Origin of the sequence: Erwinia sp. Eh17-17 (assembly GCF_039675725.1) — a bacterium.
Taxonomy (GTDB): Bacteria; Pseudomonadota; Gammaproteobacteria; order Enterobacterales; family Enterobacteriaceae; genus Erwinia.
In genome coordinates, this window is the sequence record NZ_JBDFQT010000009.1 from 1 (window position 1) to 22,020 (window position 22,020).

The window sequence follows — 22,020 nt, forward strand, 5'->3', positions numbered from 1 at the left end:
TGCCTGGCGGCTTTAGCGCGGTGGTCCCACCTGACCCCATGCCGAACTCAGAAGTGAAACGCCGTAGCGCCGATGGTAGTGTGGGGTCTCCCCATGCGAGAGTAGGGAACTGCCAGGCATCAAATAAGCAATAACCCCGACCGAAAGGCCGGGGTTTTTTGCGTTTGCAGAGGACGATCGACCCTGCACCCCGCGAGCCCCCATGATCGCCGCCAAAACTTCCTATAAAAGATCTTCCGGGCAATTAAAATTGCGGAATTTCTCTGCAGATTGCATAAATAAAACACTATGGCCGCCCGCCTGCGTAAGAAAAAGCATCAGTTTTCGATCCCCACGCGCCAGATAACTCTGAAGTGAATCAGCAAGACTACGATGGAGCAGCGCCAGCGTTGGATGATCGCGCTCTTCTGTTCGCGCCCACACCGCCAGCGCCTCGTTTTTTTGCTGCCACAAATGCTGAACCAGATTGTCAGGCAGGCAAGGTGTATCACAAGAAGTGAATACCACCCACTCTGTCTCTGCCTGCTGCAGAGCCGCCAGCATTCCCGCCAGTGGTCCCGGAAAGTCAGCCAGCGTATCCTTAATAACCGGGACACCACTCTGTTGATATACCTCAATATTGCGGTTGGCATTAATCCATACAGTAGTGACCTGGGGCTGCAAACGCTGCAAAACGTGCTGGTAAAGCGGCGTGTTCTGCCAGAGTATCAGCCCTTTATCTTCACCGCCCATCCGGCTCCCCCGGCCACCGGCCAGGATGACACCGGTAATTGCTACGGGATGCGGAGAAGAAACGATTTTCATGGTTTTTATACCCTATGCTTAGCTGTGGGGTTCTTTATACAGGGACAACTGCATGAAATGCCATCGCCTTAATGAATTAATCAGTCTGCTTCAACCTGCATGGCAGCAGGAACCAGATTTAAATTTAATCGAGTTTTTACAGAAGTTAGCCGATGAAGCCGGCTTTAAGCAGCCTCTGGGTGAATTAACCGATGATGTTTTGATCTATCATCTCAAGATGCGCGGTAGCGATAAAGACGCTGAAATTCCCGGTCTGAAGAAAGATTATGAGGACGATTTTAAAACCGCAATATTGCGGGCGCGCGGCGTGATTAAGGATTAAATCTGGCCATTGCTCCGTCGGGGTAACCATTTAATGGTACTCTTGCACGCTATTCTTCAATGACTATTAGCGAGCATGCCGGATGAAAGAACCTGCCTTTAACTTTCACACCCTGACACCGGACACCATCCTTGATGCGCTTTGGGAAACCGGGCTACGTGTGGAATCCGGCCTGACGGCGCTTAACAGCTACGAAAACCGTGTCTATCAGTTCTCCGATGATGAAAAACGGCGCTATGTGGCAAAATTCTACCGACCGCAGCGCTGGTCAATTGCACAGATAGAGGAAGAGCATCGCTTCGCGATCGAGTTATCTGCTGACGAGATCCCCCTTGCTGCGCCTCTGGAACTGCAGGGCTCCACGCTGCATCAACACCAGGGCTTCGGGTTTGCCGTATTTCCCAGCCTTGGGGGACGTCAGTATGAAACCGATAATTACGATCATCTGGAGTGGGTGGGGCGCTTCCTCGGACGTATCCATCAGGTTGGACGCAGGAAGACCTTTGAGTCCAGGCCGACCATTGGACTCGAAGAATATATCGATCAACCGTTACAAATCCTGGCAGACAGTCCGCTGGTTCCTTCTAAGCTAAAAATCGATTTACTGGCCAGTATTGAGCGTCTGCGCACAACTTTACAAAACTGCTGGCATACTCAGTGGCAGCCTTTACGTTTGCACGGTGACTGTCATCCGGGCAATATTCTGTGGCGCGATGGGCCGCTGTTTGTGGATCTGGACGACGCGCGTAATGGTCCTGCGGTACAGGATTTGTGGATGCTGATCAATGGCGATCGCCAGGAGCAGCGCCTGCAATGGGATATTCTTCTGGAGGCGTACGAAGAATTTTGTGAGTTCGACACTCATGAATTGTCACTGATTGAGCCTTTACGTGCTATGCGGATGGTTTATTATCTTGCATGGGTTGTACGCCGCTGGCATGACCCGGCTTTCCCAGCCAGTTTTCCGTGGATGACGGATGAGGATTTCTGGCGCCGACAGATTTCCACTTTTAACGAGCAGAACAAGCTGCTGCAAGAGCCCCCACTGCAGCTTGCGCCTGTTTTCCAGGTGTGATCACCCTTTGGTTCGCCTACTGAGATGTAATTAGGAGAGAGTTTCACGATGAAAAAGATTTTGTTTGCGCTCGTCGGTATGGTTCTGGCATTCAGCGCTTCTGCCGCACAATTCAGCGATGGCCAGCAATACGTAACGCTGGATAAGCCAGTAACGGGCGAACCTCAGGTGCTCGAATTTTTCTCATTCTACTGCCCGCACTGCTACCAGTTTGAGCATGTATGGCATGTCAGCGATGCGGTGAAAAAAGCACTGCCGGCCGATACTAAAGTGACGAAATATCACGTTGAATTCTTAGGCGGCGAAATGGGTAAAACCGTCACGCAGGCCTGGGCGGTAGCGATGGCACTGGGTGTGGAAGATAAAGTGACTGCGCCCATTTTCGAAGGCATTCAGCAGACGCAAACCATTACCGATCCGGCGAGTCTGAAAGCGGTATTCGTTAAAGCTGCCGGTATCAAACCGGAAGACTACGATGCGGCCTGGAACAGTTTCGTGGTTAAATCACTGGTTGCTCAGCAGGAGAAAGCCGCAGCAGACCTCGACCTGCGTGGCGTACCAGCAATGTTTGTTAACGGCAAATATATGGTGAACAACGGCGGTCTGGATACCAGCTCGCAGGAAAACTATGTTCTGCAGTATGCGAACGTGGTGAAATTCCTTATTTCTCAGAAATAGTCCCATTGCCCTCTTCTCAACGCCGGCGTTGCCGGCGTTTTCGATCGCTCCTCCCTGAGTGATATCCCGCGTGGAAAGATCCTTTCAGCTGATGAAGATCGTGCATCTTACGCTGTGTGTACAAACTTATATCCACATCACTCTTATTCCGTAGGATCTAAAGTTTATCCTGGATCGAATAATTAACTGAATGATTATAAAGATAAATTAATTCACTGTTTTATTATTTTTCCACAGCCAGTAAGTTGTTAGTAAATTTACACACAAACTTATCCACAGAATGTCAATGCGAAGCGTAACGCAAAATCACAATTGCGAGCAGATTAATCGCCGTTGAAGTTTCATCTTTCATAGCGAGCTGTGGCATCCTTAACGCTAATCAAAAACCAAAGAAGAACGTGACGACTTATGGCTCAAATTGCAGAAAACCCGCTGATTCTGGTAGATGGATCTTCCTACCTGTACCGTGCTTATCATGCGTTCCCGCCGCTGACCAATAGCGCAGGCGAACCCACCGGTGCAATGTACGGCGTATTAAATATGCTGCGCAGCCTGCTGCTGCAATATAAGCCAAGTCATGTGGCAGTGGTATTTGATGCTAAAGGTAAAACCTTCCGCGACGAATTATTTGAAGCGTACAAATCACATCGCCCCCCGATGCCCGACGATCTCCGGGCGCAGATTGAACCGCTGCACACGATGGTAAAAGCGATGGGCCTGCCGCTGCTGGCTATCACGGGTGTGGAAGCCGATGACGTCATTGGTACGCTGGCGCTGGCTGCGGAGAAGATGGGCAAGCCAGTACTGATCAGCACCGGTGATAAAGATATGGCGCAGCTGGTGACGCCGAATATCACGCTGATCAACACCATGAATAATGCGATTCTTGGCCCGGAAGAAGTGGCCGAGAAATATGGTATTCCACCTTCGCTGATTATTGATTTCCTCGCTCTGATGGGCGACTCCTCGGATAACATTCCGGGCGTGGCGGGCGTGGGCGAAAAAACAGCGCAGGCGCTGCTTCAGGGATTAGGCGGTGTGAAAGACATCTATGACAACCTGGATAAAGTCGCCACCCTGACATTCCGCGGTGCTAAAACGATGGCGGCCAAGCTGGAGCAGAATAAGGAGATGGCATTCCTCTCCTATCAGCTGGCGACGATTAAAACCGATGTTGAGCTGGAATTGACCTGCGACAAGCTGACGGTCGAAGAACCTGCCGTTGAGGAGCTGCTGGCATTATTTAAGCATTACGAGTTCAAGCGCTGGATTGTTGACCTGCAGGAAGGGACCTGGCTACAGGGGAATAAGAGCCGACCAGCGGCGGCAAAAGGTAAGTCTGAAGCTGACGTTGTCTCTGATGCCGTTGAAGTAACCAGCGTTCTCTCTTCCGAGGGGTATGTCACTATTCTGGACGAAGCGACTTTCGATAGCTGGATGACAAAGCTTGAGCAAAGCAAGCTGTTTGCCTTCGACCTGGAAACCGACTCACTGGATACGCTCAGTGCCAATATTATTGGCCTCTCCTTTGCTACTGCTCCGGGGGAAGCGGCTTATCTTCCGGTTGCGCATGATTATCTCGATGCGCCGGAACAGTTGGATCGTAAAGCGGTACTGGCACGCCTCAAGCCCCTGCTGGAAGACCCGACAGCACATAAAGTCGGGCAGAACCTCAAGTATGACCGTGGTGTGCTGGCAAACTACGATATCGAGCTTCAGGGAATTCAGTTTGACACCATGCTGGAATCCTATGCGCTGAACAGCGTCATTGGTCGCCACGATATGGATACCCTGGCCTCGCGCTGGCTGAATCATAAAACGGTGACCTTTGAAGAAATCGCCGGTAAAGGCAAAAATCAGCTCACCTTCAATCAGATTGCTCTTGAGCAGGCGGCACATTACGCGGCAGAAGACGCAGACGTTACGCTGCAGCTGCACCTGAAAATGTGGCCTTTGCTGGCGAAAGAGCAGGGGCCGAAAGCGGTCTTCGAACAGGTAGAGATGCCGTTAGTGTCGGTGATTTCCCGTATTGAACGCAACGGGGTGCTGATTGACCAGAATATTCTGGCGGCGCACTCCCAGGAGCTGGGCGGCCGCCTGGCTGAGCTGGAGCTGAAGGCGCATGAGCTGGCGGGCGAACCGTTCAACCTCTCGTCACCGAAGCAGCTGCAGACCATCCTGTTTGAAAAGCAGGGGATCAAGCCAACGAAGAAGACGCCGGGCGGCGCGCCGTCCACCAGTGAGGAAGTGTTAGCCGAGCTGGCTCTGGATTATCCGCTGCCGAAGGTGATTCTGGAACATCGTGGCCTGTCCAAGCTGAAATCCACCTATACCGATAAGCTGCCGCTGATGATCAATCCACACAGTGGGCGGGTGCATACCTCCTATCATCAGACGGTCACCGCAACCGGACGCCTCTCTTCCAGCGATCCTAACCTGCAAAATATTCCGGTGCGCAATGATGAAGGGCGCCGTATTCGCCAGGCATTTATCGCCCCGAAGGGAGACCGCATTGTCGCCGCCGACTATTCGCAGATTGAGCTGCGCATTATGGCGCACCTGTCGCAGGATAAAGGTCTGCTGACTGCATTTGCCAGCGAACAGGATATCCACCGTGCCACCGCCGCGGAAGTCTTTGGCGTAGCGCTGGATAAAGTCAGCGGCGAACAGCGCCGCAGCGCCAAAGCGATTAACTTCGGTCTGATCTACGGCATGAGCGCCTTTGGACTGTCGCGTCAGCTGAATATTGGCGCTGGCGAAGCGAAGAAGTATATGGACCTCTACTTTGAGCGTTATCCGGGCGTGCTGCAGTACATGGAAAGCACCCGTGAGCTGGCTGCGGAGAAGGGCTATGTTTCCACGCTTGATGGTCGTCGTCTGTACCTGCCTGACATTAAAGCCAGCAATGCAATGCGCCGTAAGGCGGCAGAGCGGGCGGCGATCAATGCGCCGATGCAGGGTACTGCAGCGGACATAATAAAGCGGGCGATGATCGCCGTGGATGCATGGCTGGCACCTCAGACGAACCATGAGGTGAAAATGATCATGCAGGTACACGATGAACTGGTGTTCGAAGTGAAAGCCGGAGCAGTGGAAGCGGCATCCGCTAAAATTCGTGAGTTAATGGAAGGCAGTATGAAACTGGACGTGCCGTTACGCGTTGATATTGGCGTAGGCGACAACTGGGACGAGGCTCACTAAGCGCGTTATCCTCGTCTGGCAGGCTGATTTTATCGCAGAATCAGCCTGCCGCATTACCCCTGAAAAATTGTCGCTTGATACGCTTCAGTTCTGCGCTCATGACCTTTCGACAGGCCAGTGGCTAACCTTCTCACCCAAAACACTTTTTTGGTAATTAAGCTACATCTTAGGTGGCGTTATGTGACGTGAGTTGGATAATGCATGTCGTTTTCTGAAAATTAACTACAAAAAACACTTTTGAGCACTCAGAAAATGATGTAAAGTTTCAGATGTAGGGTACAGAGGTAAGATGTTCTATCTTTCAAACCTTTTACTTCACGTAATCGGATTTGGCTGAATATTTTAGCCGCCCCAGTCAGAAATGACTGGGGCGTTTTTTATTGTCTGTCACCTTCATCCCTGACGTCGCAACAGCGTTGGCTGCAACGCCATTTATCTGGCGACAGAAAATCATTCTCCGGCGGTTGCTTCGTCTTCTTCCGTTGCCGGAGGGATGTCGCGATACCAGCTGTCCAGCTTCTGGCTCAGCTTATCCACGCCAATTCTCTTGAGGGAGGAGAACGCTTCAACATCTACGGTACCGAGGAAGGTTTTCGCTTCTTCACGAACCAGGTTGAGCTGCGCCTTACGCGCGCCTGATGCCAGCTTGTCGGCTTTAGTCAGCAGTATCAGCACTTCAATGCCACTCTGCACCGCCCACATCACCATCTGACGGTCGAGATCTTTCAGCGGATGGCGAATATCCATCAGCACCACCAGTCCTTTCAGACAGTTACGATCGCGCAGATATTCCGCCAGTGCGCGCTGCCATTTCAGCTTCATCTCTTCCGGAACCTGCGCATAGCCGTAGCCAGGCAGGTCGACCAGACGGTAGCCTTCAGCGACCTGGAACAGGTTGATCAATTGGGTACGACCAGGGGTTTTACTGGTACGAGCCAGGCCTTTCTGGTTAGTCAGCGTATTCAGTGCGCTGGATTTACCCGCGTTAGAACGCCCGGCAAAAGCAACCTCAATACCGGTATCGGCAGGCAGGTGGCGGATATCGGGGGCGCTGGTGACAAAATGGGTGACGTGATAATTCCAGCCAGACAAAATAGATACTCCAGAATAAGAAAGGGCAATTGCGCTGATTATACCCTGTATGGCCGCAAAGCGCCCGGTAAGACACCGCTCAATCGACGGCTGTGAGACATTGACCATTCCTCATGCCAGCACTCTCTGCATTTCCATTTTTCTAAAATGGATTTTTTACTATTTTTCATGGAGTTGAAAAAAGAGCAAAAAAAACAGAGTAAAAATTACCTGCATCACCTTGTTTGCCGGACTGGTTAGTCTACATTTGAATCCAGAAACAGGATATTTCACTTCAGGATGAAGTGCTCAGGGAGCATCTGGACGATCTCGGGCAGGGAAGGAAATACGCAAAGGTTTGCGTGACAGGGATTCAGGAATGCTCACAGGATTGAGCAAAGGCAAGGGAAAACAGGGATGCTGGCTGCTAATAAGGACGCTGACAATGTCAGTCCTTCCGCGGAAGGTGCGAAAAAAGGCGACAGGGTGACCTGGCGCCTTTTTTCTTTGCGTGCTTTCTGCTAGATTTCGCGGCAATTCTATACTGAAGATAAACGTCTGAGAGCAGAAACCATGAAGCAACCTGCACGCACACCCCAGGATAAAAAACCGGGCGCTAAAGTGAAACGTAAAACGCGTGATGAGATCAATCAGGAAGCGCGTGACCGCAAGCGTGATAAAAAGCACAGCGGCAATGTTTCCGGCAGCCGGGCTAACCCGGTCACCGAAAGCCAGAAAAACGCCAACGGCAAACCCGCCAAAGATCCCCGTATCGGCAGTAAAAAGCCTGTTGCGCTGGGTAATGATGTGGTGGTCAGCAAACCAAAACCAGCCAAAGTGGCAAAGCCCGTTGTTGAGAAAAAACCCCGCCTGACGCCAGAAGAAGAGCTGGCACAGCTGGAAAATGATGAGCGCCTGGATGCGCTGCTCGATCGTCTGGAAAATGGCGACAGCCTGTCAGCGGAAGAGCAGGCGTGGCTGGATGCCTCACTGGACCGCATCGATGTGCTGATGGAGCAGTTAGGGATAGCCCTGGACGATGGCGCTGAAGATGAGCAGGCAGAAGAAGATATGTATCGCCTGCTAAAAGGCGGACAGTAATCTGCGGCGAGACTTCGTTTCTCTGACGTTATTTGAGGCAGCGCAATCCGGCGCTGCTTTTTCATTTTAGGTATCTGGCGATGATTTGGCCTGGATCAATTATTGCGCTGATTCTGCTGTGCTGGCTTGGCGGGTTATTCGTTAAACTACAGCGGCTGTCGCGGCTGAAAACCCGGCTGCGCAGCAGGATCGTCAGCCAGCAACTTCCTGTCACGCGGCGGTCCATGCGACGACGATAAGGGACGTTACTATGCAGACGCTGACCACCGAGTGGGATCTCCCGCTGATTCAGAAATACAACATCGCCGGTCCCCGTTATACCTCTTATCCGACCGCGCTCGAATTCCATCAGAGCTATGACGAATCCGCCTTTCTGCAGGCGACACAGCGTTATCCTGAGCGCTCGCTGTCGCTGTATCTGCATATCCCGTTTTGCCACAAGCTCTGCTACTTCTGCGGCTGTAATAAGCAGGTGACACGCCAGCAGCACAAAGCAGATGACTATCTGGATGTGCTGGTGCAGGAAATTGCTGCGCGTGCGCCGCTGTTCAGCCAGCGTACGGTCAGTCAGATGCACTGGGGCGGCGGTACGCCCACCTTTCTCAATAAGGCACAAATCAGTCGGCTTATGGACTGCCTGCGCCAGCATTTTAACTTCAGTCCACAGGCGGAAATTTCAATCGAGGTCGATCCGCGTGAAATCGAGCTGGATGTGCTGGATCACCTGCGGCTGAGCGGCTTTAACCGTCTGAGCATGGGAGTGCAGGATTTTAATAAGCAGGTGCAGGAAAAAGTGAACCGCGTTCAGGATGAAGCGATGATCTTTGCGCTGATGGCGCGTGCGCGGGAACTGGGCTTTTCTTCCACCAACATCGACCTGATTTATGGCCTGCCAGCGCAGACGGCGGAGAGTTTTGCCTTCACGCTGCAAAAAGTGGCAGAGCTTAATCCCGACCGGCTTAGCGTTTTTAATTACGCTCATATGCCCGCGCTGTTCCCTGCCCAGCGTAAAATCAGGGACGAAGAACTGCCCGGTGCCAGGGAGAAACTGGATATTTTACAGCAAACCATCGCCACCCTGACGGCGCAGGGGTATCAGTTTATCGGTATGGACCATTTTGCCCGCCGTGATGACGAACTGGCCGTTGCCCAGCGTGCCGGTGAGCTACATCGTAATTTCCAGGGTTACACCACGCAGGGCGACAGCGACCTGCTGGGCATGGGGGTGTCGGCGATTAGTATGATCGGGGACAGCTACGCGCAGAATCGCAAAGAGTTAAAGCATTACTGTGCGGAAATTCAGGCAGGTAAAACCGCCCTCTGGCGCGGTTTGCAGTTGAGCGAAGATGACTGTCTGCGCCGTGATGTGATTAAAAGCCTGATCTGTCATTTCGCGCTGTCGTTCAGTGAGATTGAAACGCGCTATGGCATCGACTTTCGACAGTATTTTGCCGACGATCTCGCCGCTTTGCTGCCGCTGATCGGAGACGGGCTGGTGGAATACCACGCCAGTGGCCTTGTAGTGAGCGCTAAGGGACGATTGCTGATAAGAAACATCTGTATGTGCTTCGACCGCTACCTGCGGGAGAAAGCCTCTGGTGCGCAATTTTCGCGGGTGATCTGACCGGGCAGGTCGACCATAACACATCGTTGATCCCGGCGAGACGCTTGCGGACGGTCACGTGGGTGACAGGGGCAGGGGCGGACCTTCTTTTCCGGTCCGCCCGTATTGCGTCACGAACGTTATTCCATTCCCAACTCTTTCAGCTTGCGCGTCAGGGTATTGCGCCCCCAGCCCAGCAGTCTGGCCGCTTCCTGCTTGTGCCCCTGGGTGTGGCGCAGGGCCGTGGTCAGCAGCGTACGCTCCATCTCTGGCTGGGCTTCTGACAGCAGGTTTTGATGACCGGAACGCAGGGCGCGGTCGGCCCACTGTGCCAGCAGCGTCGCCCAACTGTCCGGCAGCGACTGTACCGGATTTTCCGGCGTCGAGGTTTCAAACAGCTCCGGCGGCAGATCCTGGATCAACACTTCCTGCCCGGCAGCCATCACGGTCAGCCAGCGGCAGGTATTCTCCAGCTGGCGAACGTTGCCTGACCAGTGCAGGCGTGTCAGCGCGGTTTCCGTTTCCGGGTGCAGGATTTTGGCCTCAACGCCCAGTTCTCTGGCGGCAACCTGCAAGAAATAACGCGCCAGGCGCGGGATATCTTCGCGGCGTTCGCGCAGCGGCGGCAGATGCACGCGGATCACGTTCAGACGGTGGAATAAATCCTCGCGGAATTTTCCCTCATGCACGCGCAGCTCAAGGTTCTGGTGGGTCGCGGCAATAATACGCACATCCACTTTGACCGGCGCATAGCCGCCAACGCGGTAGAACTGGCCGTCGGCCAGCACGCGCAGCAGGCGGGTCTGGACGTCCAGTGGCATATCGCCAATTTCATCCAGGAACAGCGTGCCGCCGTCTGCCTGCTCAAAACGTCCCTGGCGGATCTGATTGGCACCGGTAAATGCGCCTTTTTCATGGCCAAACAGTTCAGATTCGATCAGATCTTTAGGAATGGCGGCCATATTCAGTGCGATAAACGGCGCTTTTGCCCGTGGACTGTGGCGGTGCAGAGCATGGGCGACCAGCTCCTTACCCGTACCGGACTCGCCGTTGATCAGTACGCTGATGGATGAACGCGACAGGCGGCCAATGATGCGGAATACATCCTGCATGGCCGGCGCTTCACCGATAATATCGGTGGTGGGGCCGCTCACGGGTTGATTGCGCGGCTGCTGTTGCTCCTGATAGTGACTGATGGCGCGTTCAACCAGTGCCACCGCTTCGTCAATATCAAAAGGCTTAGGCAGGTAATCAAAGGCACCCTGCTGATAGGCGCTGACGGCGGCATCCAGATCGGAGTGGGCCGTCATAATGATCACTGGCAGCATCGGATGCCGTTGTTTGATCTGTTTCAGCAGAGCCAGACCATCCATCCCCGGCATGCGAATATCTGACAGTAAAACGTCCGGGGTTTTGGTCGCAAGGGCTTCCAGCACCTCACTGGCGCTGTCAAACGTTGCACAATTTAAACCAGCTCCGGTCAGTGCGCGTTCAAGCACCCAGCGGATGGAGCTATCGTCATCGACGATCCAAACTATCCCTCGTTGCATAGAAACCTCACTGGCGAATAGGCAGGTAAACCGAAAATTCAGTGTGTCCCGGCCAGCTGTGGAACTCTATTTTACCCGAATGCTGGTCGATCAGGCTGCGGGCAATGGATAACCCCAGCCCGGTGCCGCCCTCGCGGCCGCTCACCATCGGGTAAAACAGCGTGTCCTGCAGCTGTGCCGGAATGCCTGGGCCGTCATCCTCAATATCAATGCGGGCCACCAGGCGATAGCGTGTGCCGTGCAGCGTTAACTGAAACGCCGTACGGGTACGTAAAATAATGGTGCCGCCTTCTTCACCCAACGCCTGCAGCGCGTTGCGTACCACATTCAAAAGGACTTGTTCTATCTGGTCCGGGTCGTGCGGCAGCTCCGGCAGGCTCGGGTCGTAATCGCGCACCAGCGACACATTGTCCGGCAGCTCCATCGACACCAGATTGACTACGCGTTCAGCGACCTGATGAATACTCTGTGTGACATGCATCCCCGGCTGTTGCGGTCCGAGCAGGCGGTCGACCAGATTGCGCAGGCGGTCGGCCTGCTCAATGATGACCTTGGTGTATTCCGTTAACGCCGGGTCGGGCAGTGCTTTTGCCAGCAGCTGTGCTGCGCCGCGTAGCCCCCCCAGCGGGTTTTTAATTTCGTGTGCCAGGCCACGCACTAAATCACGCGCTGCCACCTGCTGCGCATGCTGAAGTTGCTCCTGACTGAGACGGCGCTGGTTATCCATGGGCGCCATTTCGAGCAGAACGAGTCCATCGGGCAGACGTTGAGCGGTGAGTGACATCACGTGCGCACGGCTGTCGACGACCAGCGTCACTTCGCTGTCGGTAAAACCTTGTCCGGCATCCAGACTTTCGAGCATGACCTCAATATTCAGGGAAAAATAACCCATCAGTTCCGGCAGGGGAGTACCAAAAAGCTTGCGGGAACTTTGTGCCAGCAACTGCTGTGCTGCGGGGTTGGCGTAATGGACCACCAATTCACTATCAACCAGCAAGATACTGTTGATCAGTGAATTGAGAATCTGCCCAGCATCGGGCGGCGTGCCGGTTGCCATACAGCGTTCTCCTGAAAGATATTTTGCACCAATTCAGTGCATTATAGCCATGTAACCCGAAAATCGTCCTGCTGACCGGGTAATTTGTGGTTAAAAAAGCCCATCCGGAGATGGGCTGAAAGTTTCCACGGCAACAAAATCCCTGGCGTCTGACATGGCACAAGTGCAACACGAAATCAGCCAGGTTTACTTCTAAATCAAACGCTGTAGTACAGTTCGAACTCAACCGGGTGTGGCGTCATACGAACGCGGTCCATTTCTGCCTTACGCAATTCGATGTAAGCTTCGATTGCGTCGTCAGTGAACACGCCACCACGGGTCAGGAACTCGCGGTCTTCGTTCAGTGCAGCCAGGGCTTCGTCCAGTGAACCAGCCACTTTTGGAATCTCAGCTTCTTCTTCCGGCGGCAGGTCGTACAGGTTTTTGTCCATCGCATCGCCAGGGTGGATCTTGTTGATGATGCCGTCCAGGCCAGCCATCAGCAGTGCAGCGAAGCACAGGTATGGGTTTGCTGCTGGGTCCGGGAAGCGCGCTTCGATACGGCGGGCTTTCGGGCTGGCAACCACTGGGATACGAATAGAAGCAGAACGGTTACGGGCAGAGTAAGCCAGCATCACTGGTGCTTCATAGCCTGGGACCAGACGCTTGTAGGAGTTAGTGGTCGGGTTCGCCAGGGCGTTGATCGCTTTAGCGTGTTTGATCACACCGCCGATGTAGAACAGCGCCATTTCAGACAGGCCGCCGTATTTGTCGCCAGCGAACAGGTTGGTGCCGCCTTTAGACAGAGACATGTGGCAGTGCATACCAGAACCGTTATCACCGAACATTGGTTTTGGCATAAAGGTCGCGGTTTTGCCGTAAGCGTGAGCCACGTTGTGAACCACATATTTGTAGATCTGAATTTCGTCAGCTTTTTTGGTCATGGTGTTGAAGCGGGTCGCCACTTCGTTCTGACCTGCTGTTGCTACTTCATGGTGATGAGCTTCAACCACCAGACCCATCTGTTCCATAGTCAGACACATGGCAGAACGGATGTCCTGTGCTGAGTCAACCGGTGGCACCGGGAAGTAGCCGCCTTTCAGACCCGGACGGTGGCCTTTGTTGCCGCCTTCGTATTCTTTACCGGAGTTCCAGTAAGCTTCGATATCGTCGATAGCCACGTGAGAACCGGAGGTGCTGCTGCCGAAACGGATATCGTCAAACAGGAAGAACTCTGGCTCTGGCCCAAACAGCACGGTGTCTGCAATGCCGGAAGAGCGCAGGAAGTCTTCAGCGCGTTTCGCGATGGAGCGCGGGTCACGGTCATAGCCCTGCATGGTGCCTGGCTCAAGAATGTCACAACGGATGATCAGTGTGGAATCAGCAAAGAACGGGTCAATGACAGCAGTGGTTGCGTCAGGCATCAGAACCATGTCGGATTCGTTAATACCTTTCCAGCCACCAATTGAGGAGCCGTCAAACATTTTGCCTTCTTCGAAGAAGTCAGCGTTAACCTGATGAGCGGGGATAGTCACGTGCTGCTCTTTACCTTTGGTATCGGTAAAACGCAGGTCAACAAATTTGACTTCGTGCTCGTTCATCATCGACAGAACGTGTTCAGCGGACATACTTAACTCTCCTGGATTTTGTCATTGTCGTCGTGATAGAGAACTTCACGGGTGCGCTTTGCGTTTCAGGGCGCTTACTCCGATAATAAAGATCTCTGCCGCGCTATCAACCGTTGTGGAAACTGGTGTTTTTCGCTTAATGAGTAATTGCGAAATCTATGCCAACTTTTTTATTTCATGAAAAAAGCGCTATGATGCACCCTCTCGTGAAACGGGGACTGCACCACAATGGAAGTCGCGCACCATTTTGGTGCTATTGAGTGATTAATGGGCACTGTTTTGGTGCAATTTTTCGTCACAGTGCAATGTTTGCACTGAAAATGGCTATAAAAGCAATCCGGACAGTTATCTTTATATGAAATATGTGATCCTGTTCAGTCCTTCGATTAATCCGTGTACAATAGCGCGCTATTTCTAAATGCCTGAGGCAAAGCTGTGATCGAAAATTTGCGTAACATCGCCATTATTGCCCACGTTGACCACGGTAAAACTACCCTGGTTGATAAGTTGCTGCAGCAGTCCGGGACCTTTGATGCCCGCACCGAAGCAACCGAACGCGTAATGGACTCCAACGATTTGGAGAAAGAGCGTGGGATTACCATCCTCGCAAAAAACACCGCCATTAAATGGAATGACTACCGCATCAACATCGTGGATACCCCAGGACACGCCGATTTCGGCGGTGAGGTAGAGCGTGTGATGTCAATGGTCGACTCGGTGCTGCTGGTTGTGGATGCAATGGATGGCCCGATGCCGCAAACCCGTTTCGTGACCAAAAAAGCGTTTGCTAATGGTCTGAAGCCGATCGTGGTAATCAACAAAGTTGACCGCCCTGGCGCGCGTCCTGACTGGGTTGTTGACCAGGTCTTTGACCTGTTCGTTAACCTGGACGCGACCGACGAACAGCTCGACTTCCCGATCATCTATGCTTCTGCCCTGAACGGTATCGCAGGCCTGGATCATAACGATATGGCGGAAGACATGACCCCGCTGTACGAAGCGATCGTGAAACACGTTTCTCCACCACAGGTTGAGCTGGAAGCCCCGCTGCAGATGCAAATCTCCCAGCTGGACTACAACAACTACCTGGGTGTTATCGGTATCGGCCGCATCAAACGCGGTAAAGTTCGTCCGAACCAGCAGATCACTGTGATCAACAGCGAAGGCAAAACCCGTAACGCTAAAGTCGGTAAAGTTCTGACCCACATGGGTCTGGAGCGTATCGAAGCGACGGAAGCTGAAGCTGGCGATATCATTGCTATCACCGGTCTGGGCGAGCTGAACATCTCTGACACCATCTGCGATACGCAGAATGTGGAAGCGCTGCCAGCCCTGAGCGTTGATGAACCTACCGTTACCATGTTCTTCTGCGTTAACACCTCTCCGTTCTGCGGTAAAGAAGGTAAGTATGTGACTTCACGTCAGATCCTTGACCGTCTGAACAAAGAACTGGTGCACAACGTGGCACTGCGTGTTGAAGAAACGCCAGACGCCGACGCCTTCCGCGTTTCAGGCCGTGGTGAGCTTCACCTGTCAGTTCTGATTGAAAACATGCGTCGTGAAGGTTTCGAACTGGCGGTATCCCGTCCGAAAGTTATCTTCCGTGAGTTCGAAGGCCGCAAGCAAGAGCCATTCGAAAACGTGACCCTCGACATCGAAGAACAGCACCAGGGTTCTGTGATGCAGGCTATGGGTGAGCGTAAAGGCGACATGAAAAACATGGATCCGGATGGCAAAGGCCGTGTGCGTCTCGACTACGAGATCCCAAGCCGTGGTCTGATTGGCTTCCGTAACGAATTCATGACCATGACTTCCGGTACTGGTCTGCTGTACTCCACCTTCAGCCACTATGACGATGTGCGTCAGGGCGAAGTGGGCCAGCGTCAGAACGGCGTACTGATCTCTAACGGCCAGGGTAAAGCGGTAGCATTCGCCCTGTTCAGCCTGCAGGATCGCGGTAAGCTGTTCCTCGGCCACGGTGCTGAAGTGTATGAAGGCCAGATCATCGGTATTCACTCACGTTCAAACGACCTGACCGTGAACTGCCTGACCGGTAAGAAGCTGACCAACATGCGTGCGTCTGGTACTGATGAAGCGACCACTCTGGTTCCACCACAGAAAATGACCCTCGAGCAGGCGCTTGAGTTCATTGATGATGACGAACTGGTAGAAGTGACTCCACAGTCTGTACGTATCCGTAAACGTCACCTGACTGAAAACGACCGTAAGCGCGCAAGCCGCGGTCCGAAAGAAGCGTAATCTCGCTTTTCAGGGCCGGAGTTTTCTCCGGCCCTGTCCTTCCAGCTTCATCTTCCCCGCAGTTTTCAAAATCCCCACCTGTTCAGTCTCACATTTTACCGCTAGAGTGAATAACTCACCGGAACAAAAGGGGACGACCATGCTGTATATCTTTGATTTAGGTAACGTCATTGTTGATATTGATTTCAACCGGGTTCTCGGTGTCTGGAGCGATCTGAGCCGTGTACCGCTGGCAACGCTGCAAAGCCGTTTCAAAATGGGCGAGAGTTTTCACCAGCACGAACGGGGTGAAATCAGTGACGAAGAATTTGCGCAAAAGATGTGTGAAGAGCTTGAGCTGCCCCTGAGCTATGAGCAGTTTGCGGCCGGCTGGCAGGCCGTGTTCGTCGGCGTTCGTCCGGAAGTCATCGCTATCATGCAAAAACTGCGCGAGCAGGGTGAGCGCGTTGTTATCCTGTCCAATACCAACTCACTGCACTGTGAATTCTGGCCCTCAGAGTACCCGCAAGTGGCCGCTGCCGCAGATAAAATCTATCTGTCGCAGGAGATGGGCTTACGTAAACCTGAGCCAGAAATTTTTCAGCGTCTGTTAAACGAAGAAGAGTTTTCGGCGGAAGAAGCCATTTTCTTCGATGACAATCCCGACAATATTGAAGCGGCGCGTCAGTCAGGTATTCACAGCCTGCTGATTACCGACGCCAGCGTGTTGCCGGCTTTCTTTGCAGATCGTCGATAAATGTCTGCTCTTAAACACACTCGCCATCAGCTGCGCGCCTTCTGGGCGTGGATAAAGCTGCTATGGCAGCGTATCGATGATGACGGCATGACCATGCTGGCCGGGCATCTGGCCTATGTTTCATTGCTGTCGCTGGTGCCGCTGATTGCCGTGGTTTTTGCGCTGTTTGCCGCCTTTCCGATGTTTTCGGACGTCAGCATTCAGCTGAAAAACTTCGTATTTAATAACTTTGTGCCTGCGGCCGGGGCCACTATCCAGAACTACCTGGAACAGTTTGTCGCCAACGTCAGCAAGATGACGGCCGTCGGCGTCGGCGGGCTGGTGTTTACCGCACTGCTGTTGATGTACTCCATTGATACTGCGCTAAATGTTATCTGGCGCAGCAAACGTAAACGCCCGCTGGTCTACTCGTTTGCCGTCTACTGGATGATACTGACGCTGGGGCCACTGCTGGCCGGGGCCAGTCTGGCGATCAGCTCCTACCTGCTGTCGCTGCACTGGGCGACGGTGAGCGGCGTCAGCATGCTGGTGGACGTCGGATTACGTATCTTCCCGCTGCTGCTCTCCTGCCTGTCATTCTGGCTGCTGTACAGCATTGTCCCCACCACCCAGGTGGCAGGGCGCGATGCGCTAATCGGCGCGATCGTTGCCGGGTTACTATTCGAGCTGGGGAAAAAGGGCTTTGCGCTGTATGTTACGATGTTTCCCTCGTACCAGCTGATTTACGGCGTACTTGCCGTTATCCCCATTCTTTTTTTATGGGTGTACTGGACGTGGTGTATCGTTTTATTAGGGGCAGAAGTGACGGCCACGCTGGGGGATTACCGCCAGCTTAAACAAGAAGAACAAGAAAGAGAAAACGAGGGATTATGATTGCCTTAATTCAACGAGCGTTATCTGCCAGCGTGACGGTAGCGGGAGAAACCATCGGGGAGATCGGGCCGGGATTGCTGATTTTGCTGGGCGTGGAAAAAGGCGATACGCCTGAGAGTGCGCAAAAGTTAGTGGATAAAGTGCTGGGCTACCGAATTTTCGCTGACGACAACGACAAAATGAATCTTAACGTGCAGCAGGCAGAGGGTAGCGTGCTGGTGGTATCGCAGTTCACGCTGGCGGCTGACACCAAAAAAGGGATGCGACCGAGTTTTTCCGGCGGTGCCGCGCCGGCTGATGCCGAAAAGCTGTATGACTATTTCGCTGCCTGCTGTCGTGATAAAGGGATAACCACGGAAACCGGGCGTTTCGCCGCTGATATGAAAGTGGCGCTGATTAATGATGGTCCCGTCACCTTCTGGCTGCAGGTTTGAAGCAGCTGACCGAGCGGCAAAGGAGCAGCCTGACGGGATCGGACAGAGAGAACCATTTTATGTATCACCTCCGCGTGCCAGAAACTGCAGAAGAGTTAGATATCTATTACCAGTTCCGCTGGGAAATGCTGCGTAAGCCACTGCACCAGCCAATGGGATCAGAACGTGATGCCTGGGATGCCCTGGCACATCACCAGATGGTGGTGGATGAGCAGGGCGATCCGGTCGCTATCGGCCGGCTGTACATCAATGCCGATAATGAAGCCGCTATCCGCTTTCTTGCCGTCCATCCCTCCGTGCAGGGAAAAGGGCTGGGGACGCTGGTGGCGATGACGCTGGAGTCTGTGGCGCGTCAGGAGGGCGTTAAACGCGTAGTCTGTAGTGCGCGTGAGGATGCCGTTGAGTTCTTTTCCAAGCTCGGCTACCTCAATCAGGGAGAGATCACCGCACCGCAAACGACGCCAGTACGCCACTTCCTGATGATAAAACCGGTGGTGACGCTGGATGATATTCTGCATCGCGCCGACTGGTGCGGCCAGCTCCAGCAGGCCTGGTACCAGCATATCCCGCTGAGTGAAAAAATGGGCGTGCGTATTCTGCAGTACACCGGGCAGAAATTTATCACCACCATGCCCGAAACCGGCAATCAGAATCCTCACCATACCCTTTTCGCGGGCAGCCTGTTTTCGCTGGCCACACTGACGGGCTGGGGTCTGATCTGGCTGCTGCTGCGTGAGCGTCACCTGGGGGGAACTATCATCCTTGCTGATGCCCATATTCGCTACAGCAAACCCATTAGCGGCAGGCCGGGGGCGATCGCCGACCTCGGCTCACTGAGCGGCGATCTGGACCGCCTGGCCCGTGGCCGTAAGGCGCGCGTTCAGCTGGAGGTGGAGCTGTTCGGTAATGATGAGTCAGGTGCGGTATTTGAAGGTGTCTATATGGTGTTGCCCGCCGATCCCGACGGGCCACTGGAAGAAGGGGGTTGTGGCGTTTAACGCCCTTTTTTCTTCCGACCCGGCTGGGCAAAACGCTTGCGTCCCGCCGGGCTGGCACCCGGTTTATCCGCCGCTTTCACGGCAGGTTTTTTCGCGGCAGCAGGTTTCGGCTTGTGGGCGGATTTCTTCGCCGTACCGTCTTCGGACGACGAGCTCTCAATCAGCTTAAACAACTCAATCAGCTCATCATCGGTCAGGTCGCGCCACTCGCCCGGCGGTACGCCCTTCAGGCTGATGTTCATGATGCGCACGCGTTCCAGCTTCGTCACCTCGTAGCCAAAGTGCTCGGCCATGCGGCGGATCTGACGGTTCAGCCCCTGCACCAGCGTAATGCGAAAAACAAACGGCGCTTCTTTCTTCACTTTGCATTTTTTGGTCACGGTGCCGAGCATCGGTACGCCAGCGCCCAGGCCGCGAATAAACTCTTCGGTAACCGGTTTGTTGACGGTCACGATGTACTCTTTTTCGTGGTCGTTACCCGCGCGCAGGATCTTATTCACCAGATCGCCGTGATTGGTCAGAAGGATAAGACCCTGTGAGTCCTTATCCAGGCGTCCGATAGGAAATATACGCTTACTGTGGTTAACGAAATCAACGATGTTGTCGCGCTCGCCGTCTTCCGTGGTGCTGACGATCCCGACAGGCTTATTCAGCGCAATCAGCACCAGGTCATCTTCGTTACGTGGCTCAATAAGCTGACCGTTAACTTTCACCACATCGCCGGCAAATACCTGGTCGCCAACCGAGGCGCGCTTGCCGTTGATAAAAACATTTCCCTGTTCGATATAGCGATCGGCATCGCGACGCGAGCAGATACCGCTCTCGCCAATGTATTTGTTCAGACGAATGGATGAGTTGGTCAGCATGGTTCCCCCGTAAAAAAACGGACTATACCTTACCCGCGTGAGGTTGCGAAGCCCGGACGGGGCAGATATTGCCCCGAACGGGATTTACTGTGCGCCTGCCACCTGACCAGCCTGCATGATTTGCTGTACCGTTCTGTCGCCTGCGGTGACGGAGAGAGTGCCATTCACCGAAGGCTTCAGCGCGGCTTCTGCTGCCAGAGCGCCCTGTATCTTCAGCTGCAGGTTACCGTTGCCCTGCAACGGCACCTGTGGCCAACCCCAGTCATGCAGCAGGTTCACCGGCACCTGACGTCCGGTCAGGCTCAGCGACAGCGCACGCTGCGGCTGCTGGCTGACCGTTGCCAGGCCTTCCAGCATGCCTTCATGACTGAAGGCGCTCATTTCGGTCACGGCGATCGCGCTATCCCCGGCGTTCAGCGTCAGCGAAGGGTGGCGCAGATCGACACGATTAAACGTGGCTTCGGCGGCGTTAAAACTCAGGTTGCCTGACCAGATGCCCCACTGATGATTTTGGGCCATCAGCAGATTGCTGCCGGTGCCATCCAGCGCGGTCATCTGAAACGGGAAGGCCGGATTGATATCGATAATCAGATTGCGGTTAGCGCTGAATCGGGTCACCTCTACGCTGTCGAGCCAGCCGGGGAGCGTCTGCATCCAGCGGTCACGCCAGTTAAGTGGCAGGGTATATTCCAGTCCGGCGATAGCCAGTTCGTCCAGCGTCAGTTTTTTATCACTGCGGGTCCAGTTGCCCTCGGCACGCACCAGTCCGTTGACCCAGCGTGAACTGAACTGCGTTAACGCCACGCCCTGCGCGCTAAAGTCCATGTTGGCAATGGGATCGTTTAACTGCATGCTGCCATTGACAAAACTGTTGGCATTCATCGACAGCGAGCCGTTATCACTTTGCCAGTCACCCTCGCGTAAGGTCAGATCCTTTAACGTCAGATCAAGGTCGGTCACCGCCCAGTCCAGCCCTTCCAGACGGGCATCGGTGACGTCAACGCGGTCAAAATGCACCACCGGTAGCTCACCCAGCGGCTGCAGGAATTCGCCGAGCGTTTTATCCGTTTGCAGGCGGATGCTGTTCAGACGCAGGGTCGGCACCTGCCATGCGCCCTGTGCATCCCGCTGCGCGCTGGCTGTCACCGACCCCAGCGCCAGGTCAGCACCAAGATTACTCAGCACCAGCTGCCCTCCTTTCAGGCTGCCCTGAACCAGGATGTCAGACACGGGGATGCCTTTCAGCGTCAGCGATCCGGCGCTCATCTGGAAGCTGGCCTGTTTACCCAGCACGTTCCCCGCCTCAGGTTTCCACGGCATCACCCCGCCATCAACCCGCTGTGCCTGAAGTGGCCACTCACCCTGATTCCGGTTCAGGGCCATCTGGCTGAGTTGCAGACGGTCGGCCTGTAAGGAGAGAGGTGCGCTTTTATCGCTGAGATTCAGCGTCCCCTGCTCAAGGCGAATGCTGGAAAAGTGGAGTGGACTGCTGAACTGAATGAGGCCAACGCCAAGAGTAACGCGCTTTGCTACCAGCGTGGCGGGCAGGCCTTTACGGCCAAAAGAGACGTTATTTAACAACAGATGGCTGGGATGGGAAAAGTTATGCTCCATTTTACTGAGCGACAGCTGATAGTCACTGTTGGCGCTGACCTGGCGGCCAATCCAGCCTGCGCCCCACTGCGTTTGCAGCAGCACATAGACCGCGACAGCCAGCAGCAGTAACAGCAGCAGCAGGGTGAGCAACACTTTTCCGAGAAACTTCATCGTATCCATCCCTATGAA

18 protein-coding genes and 1 rRNA gene are annotated in these 22,020 nt (G+C 53.9%); 12 read left to right on the forward strand and 7 right to left on the reverse strand.

What is annotated here, in order from left to right; genetic code table 11:
• Positions 1-2 precede the first annotated feature (2 nt).
• Positions 3-118: ribosomal RNA gene (gene rrf / locus ABEH87_RS18505) — 5S ribosomal RNA — on the forward strand.
• 104 nt (positions 119-222) lie between these two features.
• Here the strand turns inward: rrf and mobA are convergent.
• Complete coding sequence (gene mobA / locus ABEH87_RS18510; protein ID WP_346578485.1) at positions 223-804, reverse strand: molybdenum cofactor guanylyltransferase MobA; 582 nt, start codon at positions 802-804, stop codon at positions 223-225.
• A 52-nt stretch (positions 805-856) separates the two neighbouring features.
• Here mobA and ABEH87_RS18515 point away from each other — a divergent pair, with 52 nt between their 5' ends.
• From ABEH87_RS18515 to polA, 4 genes are all read left to right on the forward strand, one after another.
• Positions 857-1,126, forward strand: coding sequence for a YihD family protein (locus ABEH87_RS18515; RefSeq protein ID WP_346578487.1), 270 nt, complete (start codon positions 857-859; stop codon positions 1,124-1,126).
• A gap of 82 nt (positions 1,127-1,208) precedes the next feature.
• Positions 1,209-2,201, forward strand: a complete 993-nt coding sequence (locus ABEH87_RS18520; RefSeq protein WP_346578488.1) for a serine/threonine protein kinase — start codon at positions 1,209-1,211, stop codon at positions 2,199-2,201.
• 48 nt (positions 2,202-2,249) lie between these two features.
• Positions 2,250-2,879: a thiol:disulfide interchange protein DsbA gene (gene dsbA / locus ABEH87_RS18525; RefSeq protein ID WP_346578489.1), complete on the forward strand. Its 630-nt coding sequence runs from the start codon at positions 2,250-2,252 to the stop codon at positions 2,877-2,879.
• Positions 2,880-3,287: 408 nt separating this feature from the next.
• Positions 3,288-6,080: a DNA polymerase I gene (gene polA, locus ABEH87_RS18530; protein ID WP_346578491.1), complete on the forward strand. Its 2,793-nt coding sequence runs from the start codon at positions 3,288-3,290 to the stop codon at positions 6,078-6,080.
• Positions 6,081-6,530: 450 nt separating this feature from the next.
• Here polA and yihA read toward each other — a convergent pair whose 3' ends face one another.
• Positions 6,531-7,172, reverse strand: coding sequence for a ribosome biogenesis GTP-binding protein YihA/YsxC (gene yihA / locus ABEH87_RS18535; protein ID WP_346578492.1), 642 nt, complete (start codon positions 7,170-7,172; stop codon positions 6,531-6,533).
• A gap of 552 nt (positions 7,173-7,724) precedes the next feature.
• Here yihA and yihI point away from each other — a divergent pair.
• Both yihI and hemN read left to right on the forward strand, forming a co-directional pair.
• Positions 7,725-8,252 carry a Der GTPase-activating protein YihI gene (gene yihI / locus ABEH87_RS18540; RefSeq protein ID WP_346578493.1) on the forward strand — a complete coding sequence of 176 codons (528 nt, stop codon included), beginning with the start codon at positions 7,725-7,727 and terminating at the stop codon, positions 8,250-8,252.
• A gap of 250 nt (positions 8,253-8,502) precedes the next feature.
• Positions 8,503-9,876, forward strand: a complete 1,374-nt coding sequence (gene hemN, locus ABEH87_RS18545; protein WP_346578495.1) for an oxygen-independent coproporphyrinogen III oxidase — start codon at positions 8,503-8,505, stop codon at positions 9,874-9,876.
• Between the two features lie 119 nt (positions 9,877-9,995).
• Here hemN and glnG read toward each other — a convergent pair whose 3' ends face one another.
• The 3 genes from glnG to glnA form a co-directional block, all read right to left on the reverse strand.
• Complete coding sequence (gene glnG, locus ABEH87_RS18550; RefSeq protein WP_346578497.1) at positions 9,996-11,405, reverse strand: nitrogen regulation protein NR(I); 1,410 nt, start codon at positions 11,403-11,405, stop codon at positions 9,996-9,998.
• A 7-nt stretch (positions 11,406-11,412) separates the two neighbouring features.
• Positions 11,413-12,462, reverse strand: coding sequence for a nitrogen regulation protein NR(II) (glnL, locus tag ABEH87_RS18555; RefSeq protein ID WP_346578499.1), 1,050 nt, complete (start codon positions 12,460-12,462; stop codon positions 11,413-11,415).
• A gap of 197 nt (positions 12,463-12,659) precedes the next feature.
• Entirely contained in the window at positions 12,660-14,069 is a 1,410-nt protein-coding gene (gene glnA / locus ABEH87_RS18560; RefSeq protein ID WP_191935375.1) for a glutamate--ammonia ligase, read from the reverse strand.
• Positions 14,070-14,504: 435 nt separating this feature from the next.
• On the opposite strand from glnA, the gene typA reads away from it, so the two are divergent.
• From typA to fabY, 5 genes are all read left to right on the forward strand, one after another.
• The gene (typA, locus tag ABEH87_RS18565) at positions 14,505-16,328 is read left to right on the forward strand and encodes a ribosome-dependent GTPase TypA (protein ID WP_133846473.1); all 1,824 of its coding nucleotides are present in this window, start codon (positions 14,505-14,507) and stop codon (positions 16,326-16,328) included.
• A 139-nt stretch (positions 16,329-16,467) separates the two neighbouring features.
• A complete protein-coding gene (gene yihX / locus ABEH87_RS18570) occupies positions 16,468-17,064 on the forward strand; it encodes a glucose-1-phosphatase (RefSeq protein ID WP_346578501.1) in 597 nt (198 codons plus the stop codon).
• Complete coding sequence (locus ABEH87_RS18575) at positions 17,065-17,937, forward strand: virulence factor BrkB family protein (protein WP_346578503.1); 873 nt, start codon at positions 17,065-17,067, stop codon at positions 17,935-17,937.
• On the forward strand, positions 17,934-18,371 hold the full coding sequence (gene dtd / locus ABEH87_RS18580; protein WP_346578505.1) for a D-aminoacyl-tRNA deacylase: 438 nt from the start codon (positions 17,934-17,936) through the stop codon (positions 18,369-18,371). The genes ABEH87_RS18575 and dtd overlap by 4 nt, the downstream gene beginning before the upstream one ends.
• A gap of 59 nt (positions 18,372-18,430) precedes the next feature.
• Positions 18,431-19,369 carry a fatty acid biosynthesis protein FabY gene (gene fabY, locus ABEH87_RS18585; RefSeq protein WP_346578507.1) on the forward strand — a complete coding sequence of 313 codons (939 nt, stop codon included), beginning with the start codon at positions 18,431-18,433 and terminating at the stop codon, positions 19,367-19,369.
• Here fabY and rluF read toward each other — a convergent pair.
• A complete protein-coding gene (gene rluF / locus ABEH87_RS18590; RefSeq protein ID WP_346578509.1) occupies positions 19,366-20,235 on the reverse strand; it encodes a 23S rRNA pseudouridine(2604) synthase RluF in 870 nt (289 codons plus the stop codon). The genes fabY and rluF overlap by 4 nt on opposite strands.
• An 84-nt stretch (positions 20,236-20,319) precedes the next feature.
• On the reverse strand, positions 20,320-22,002 hold the full coding sequence (locus ABEH87_RS18595; protein ID WP_346578511.1) for an AsmA family protein: 1,683 nt from the start codon (positions 22,000-22,002) through the stop codon (positions 20,320-20,322).
• Positions 22,003-22,020 lie beyond the last annotated feature (18 nt).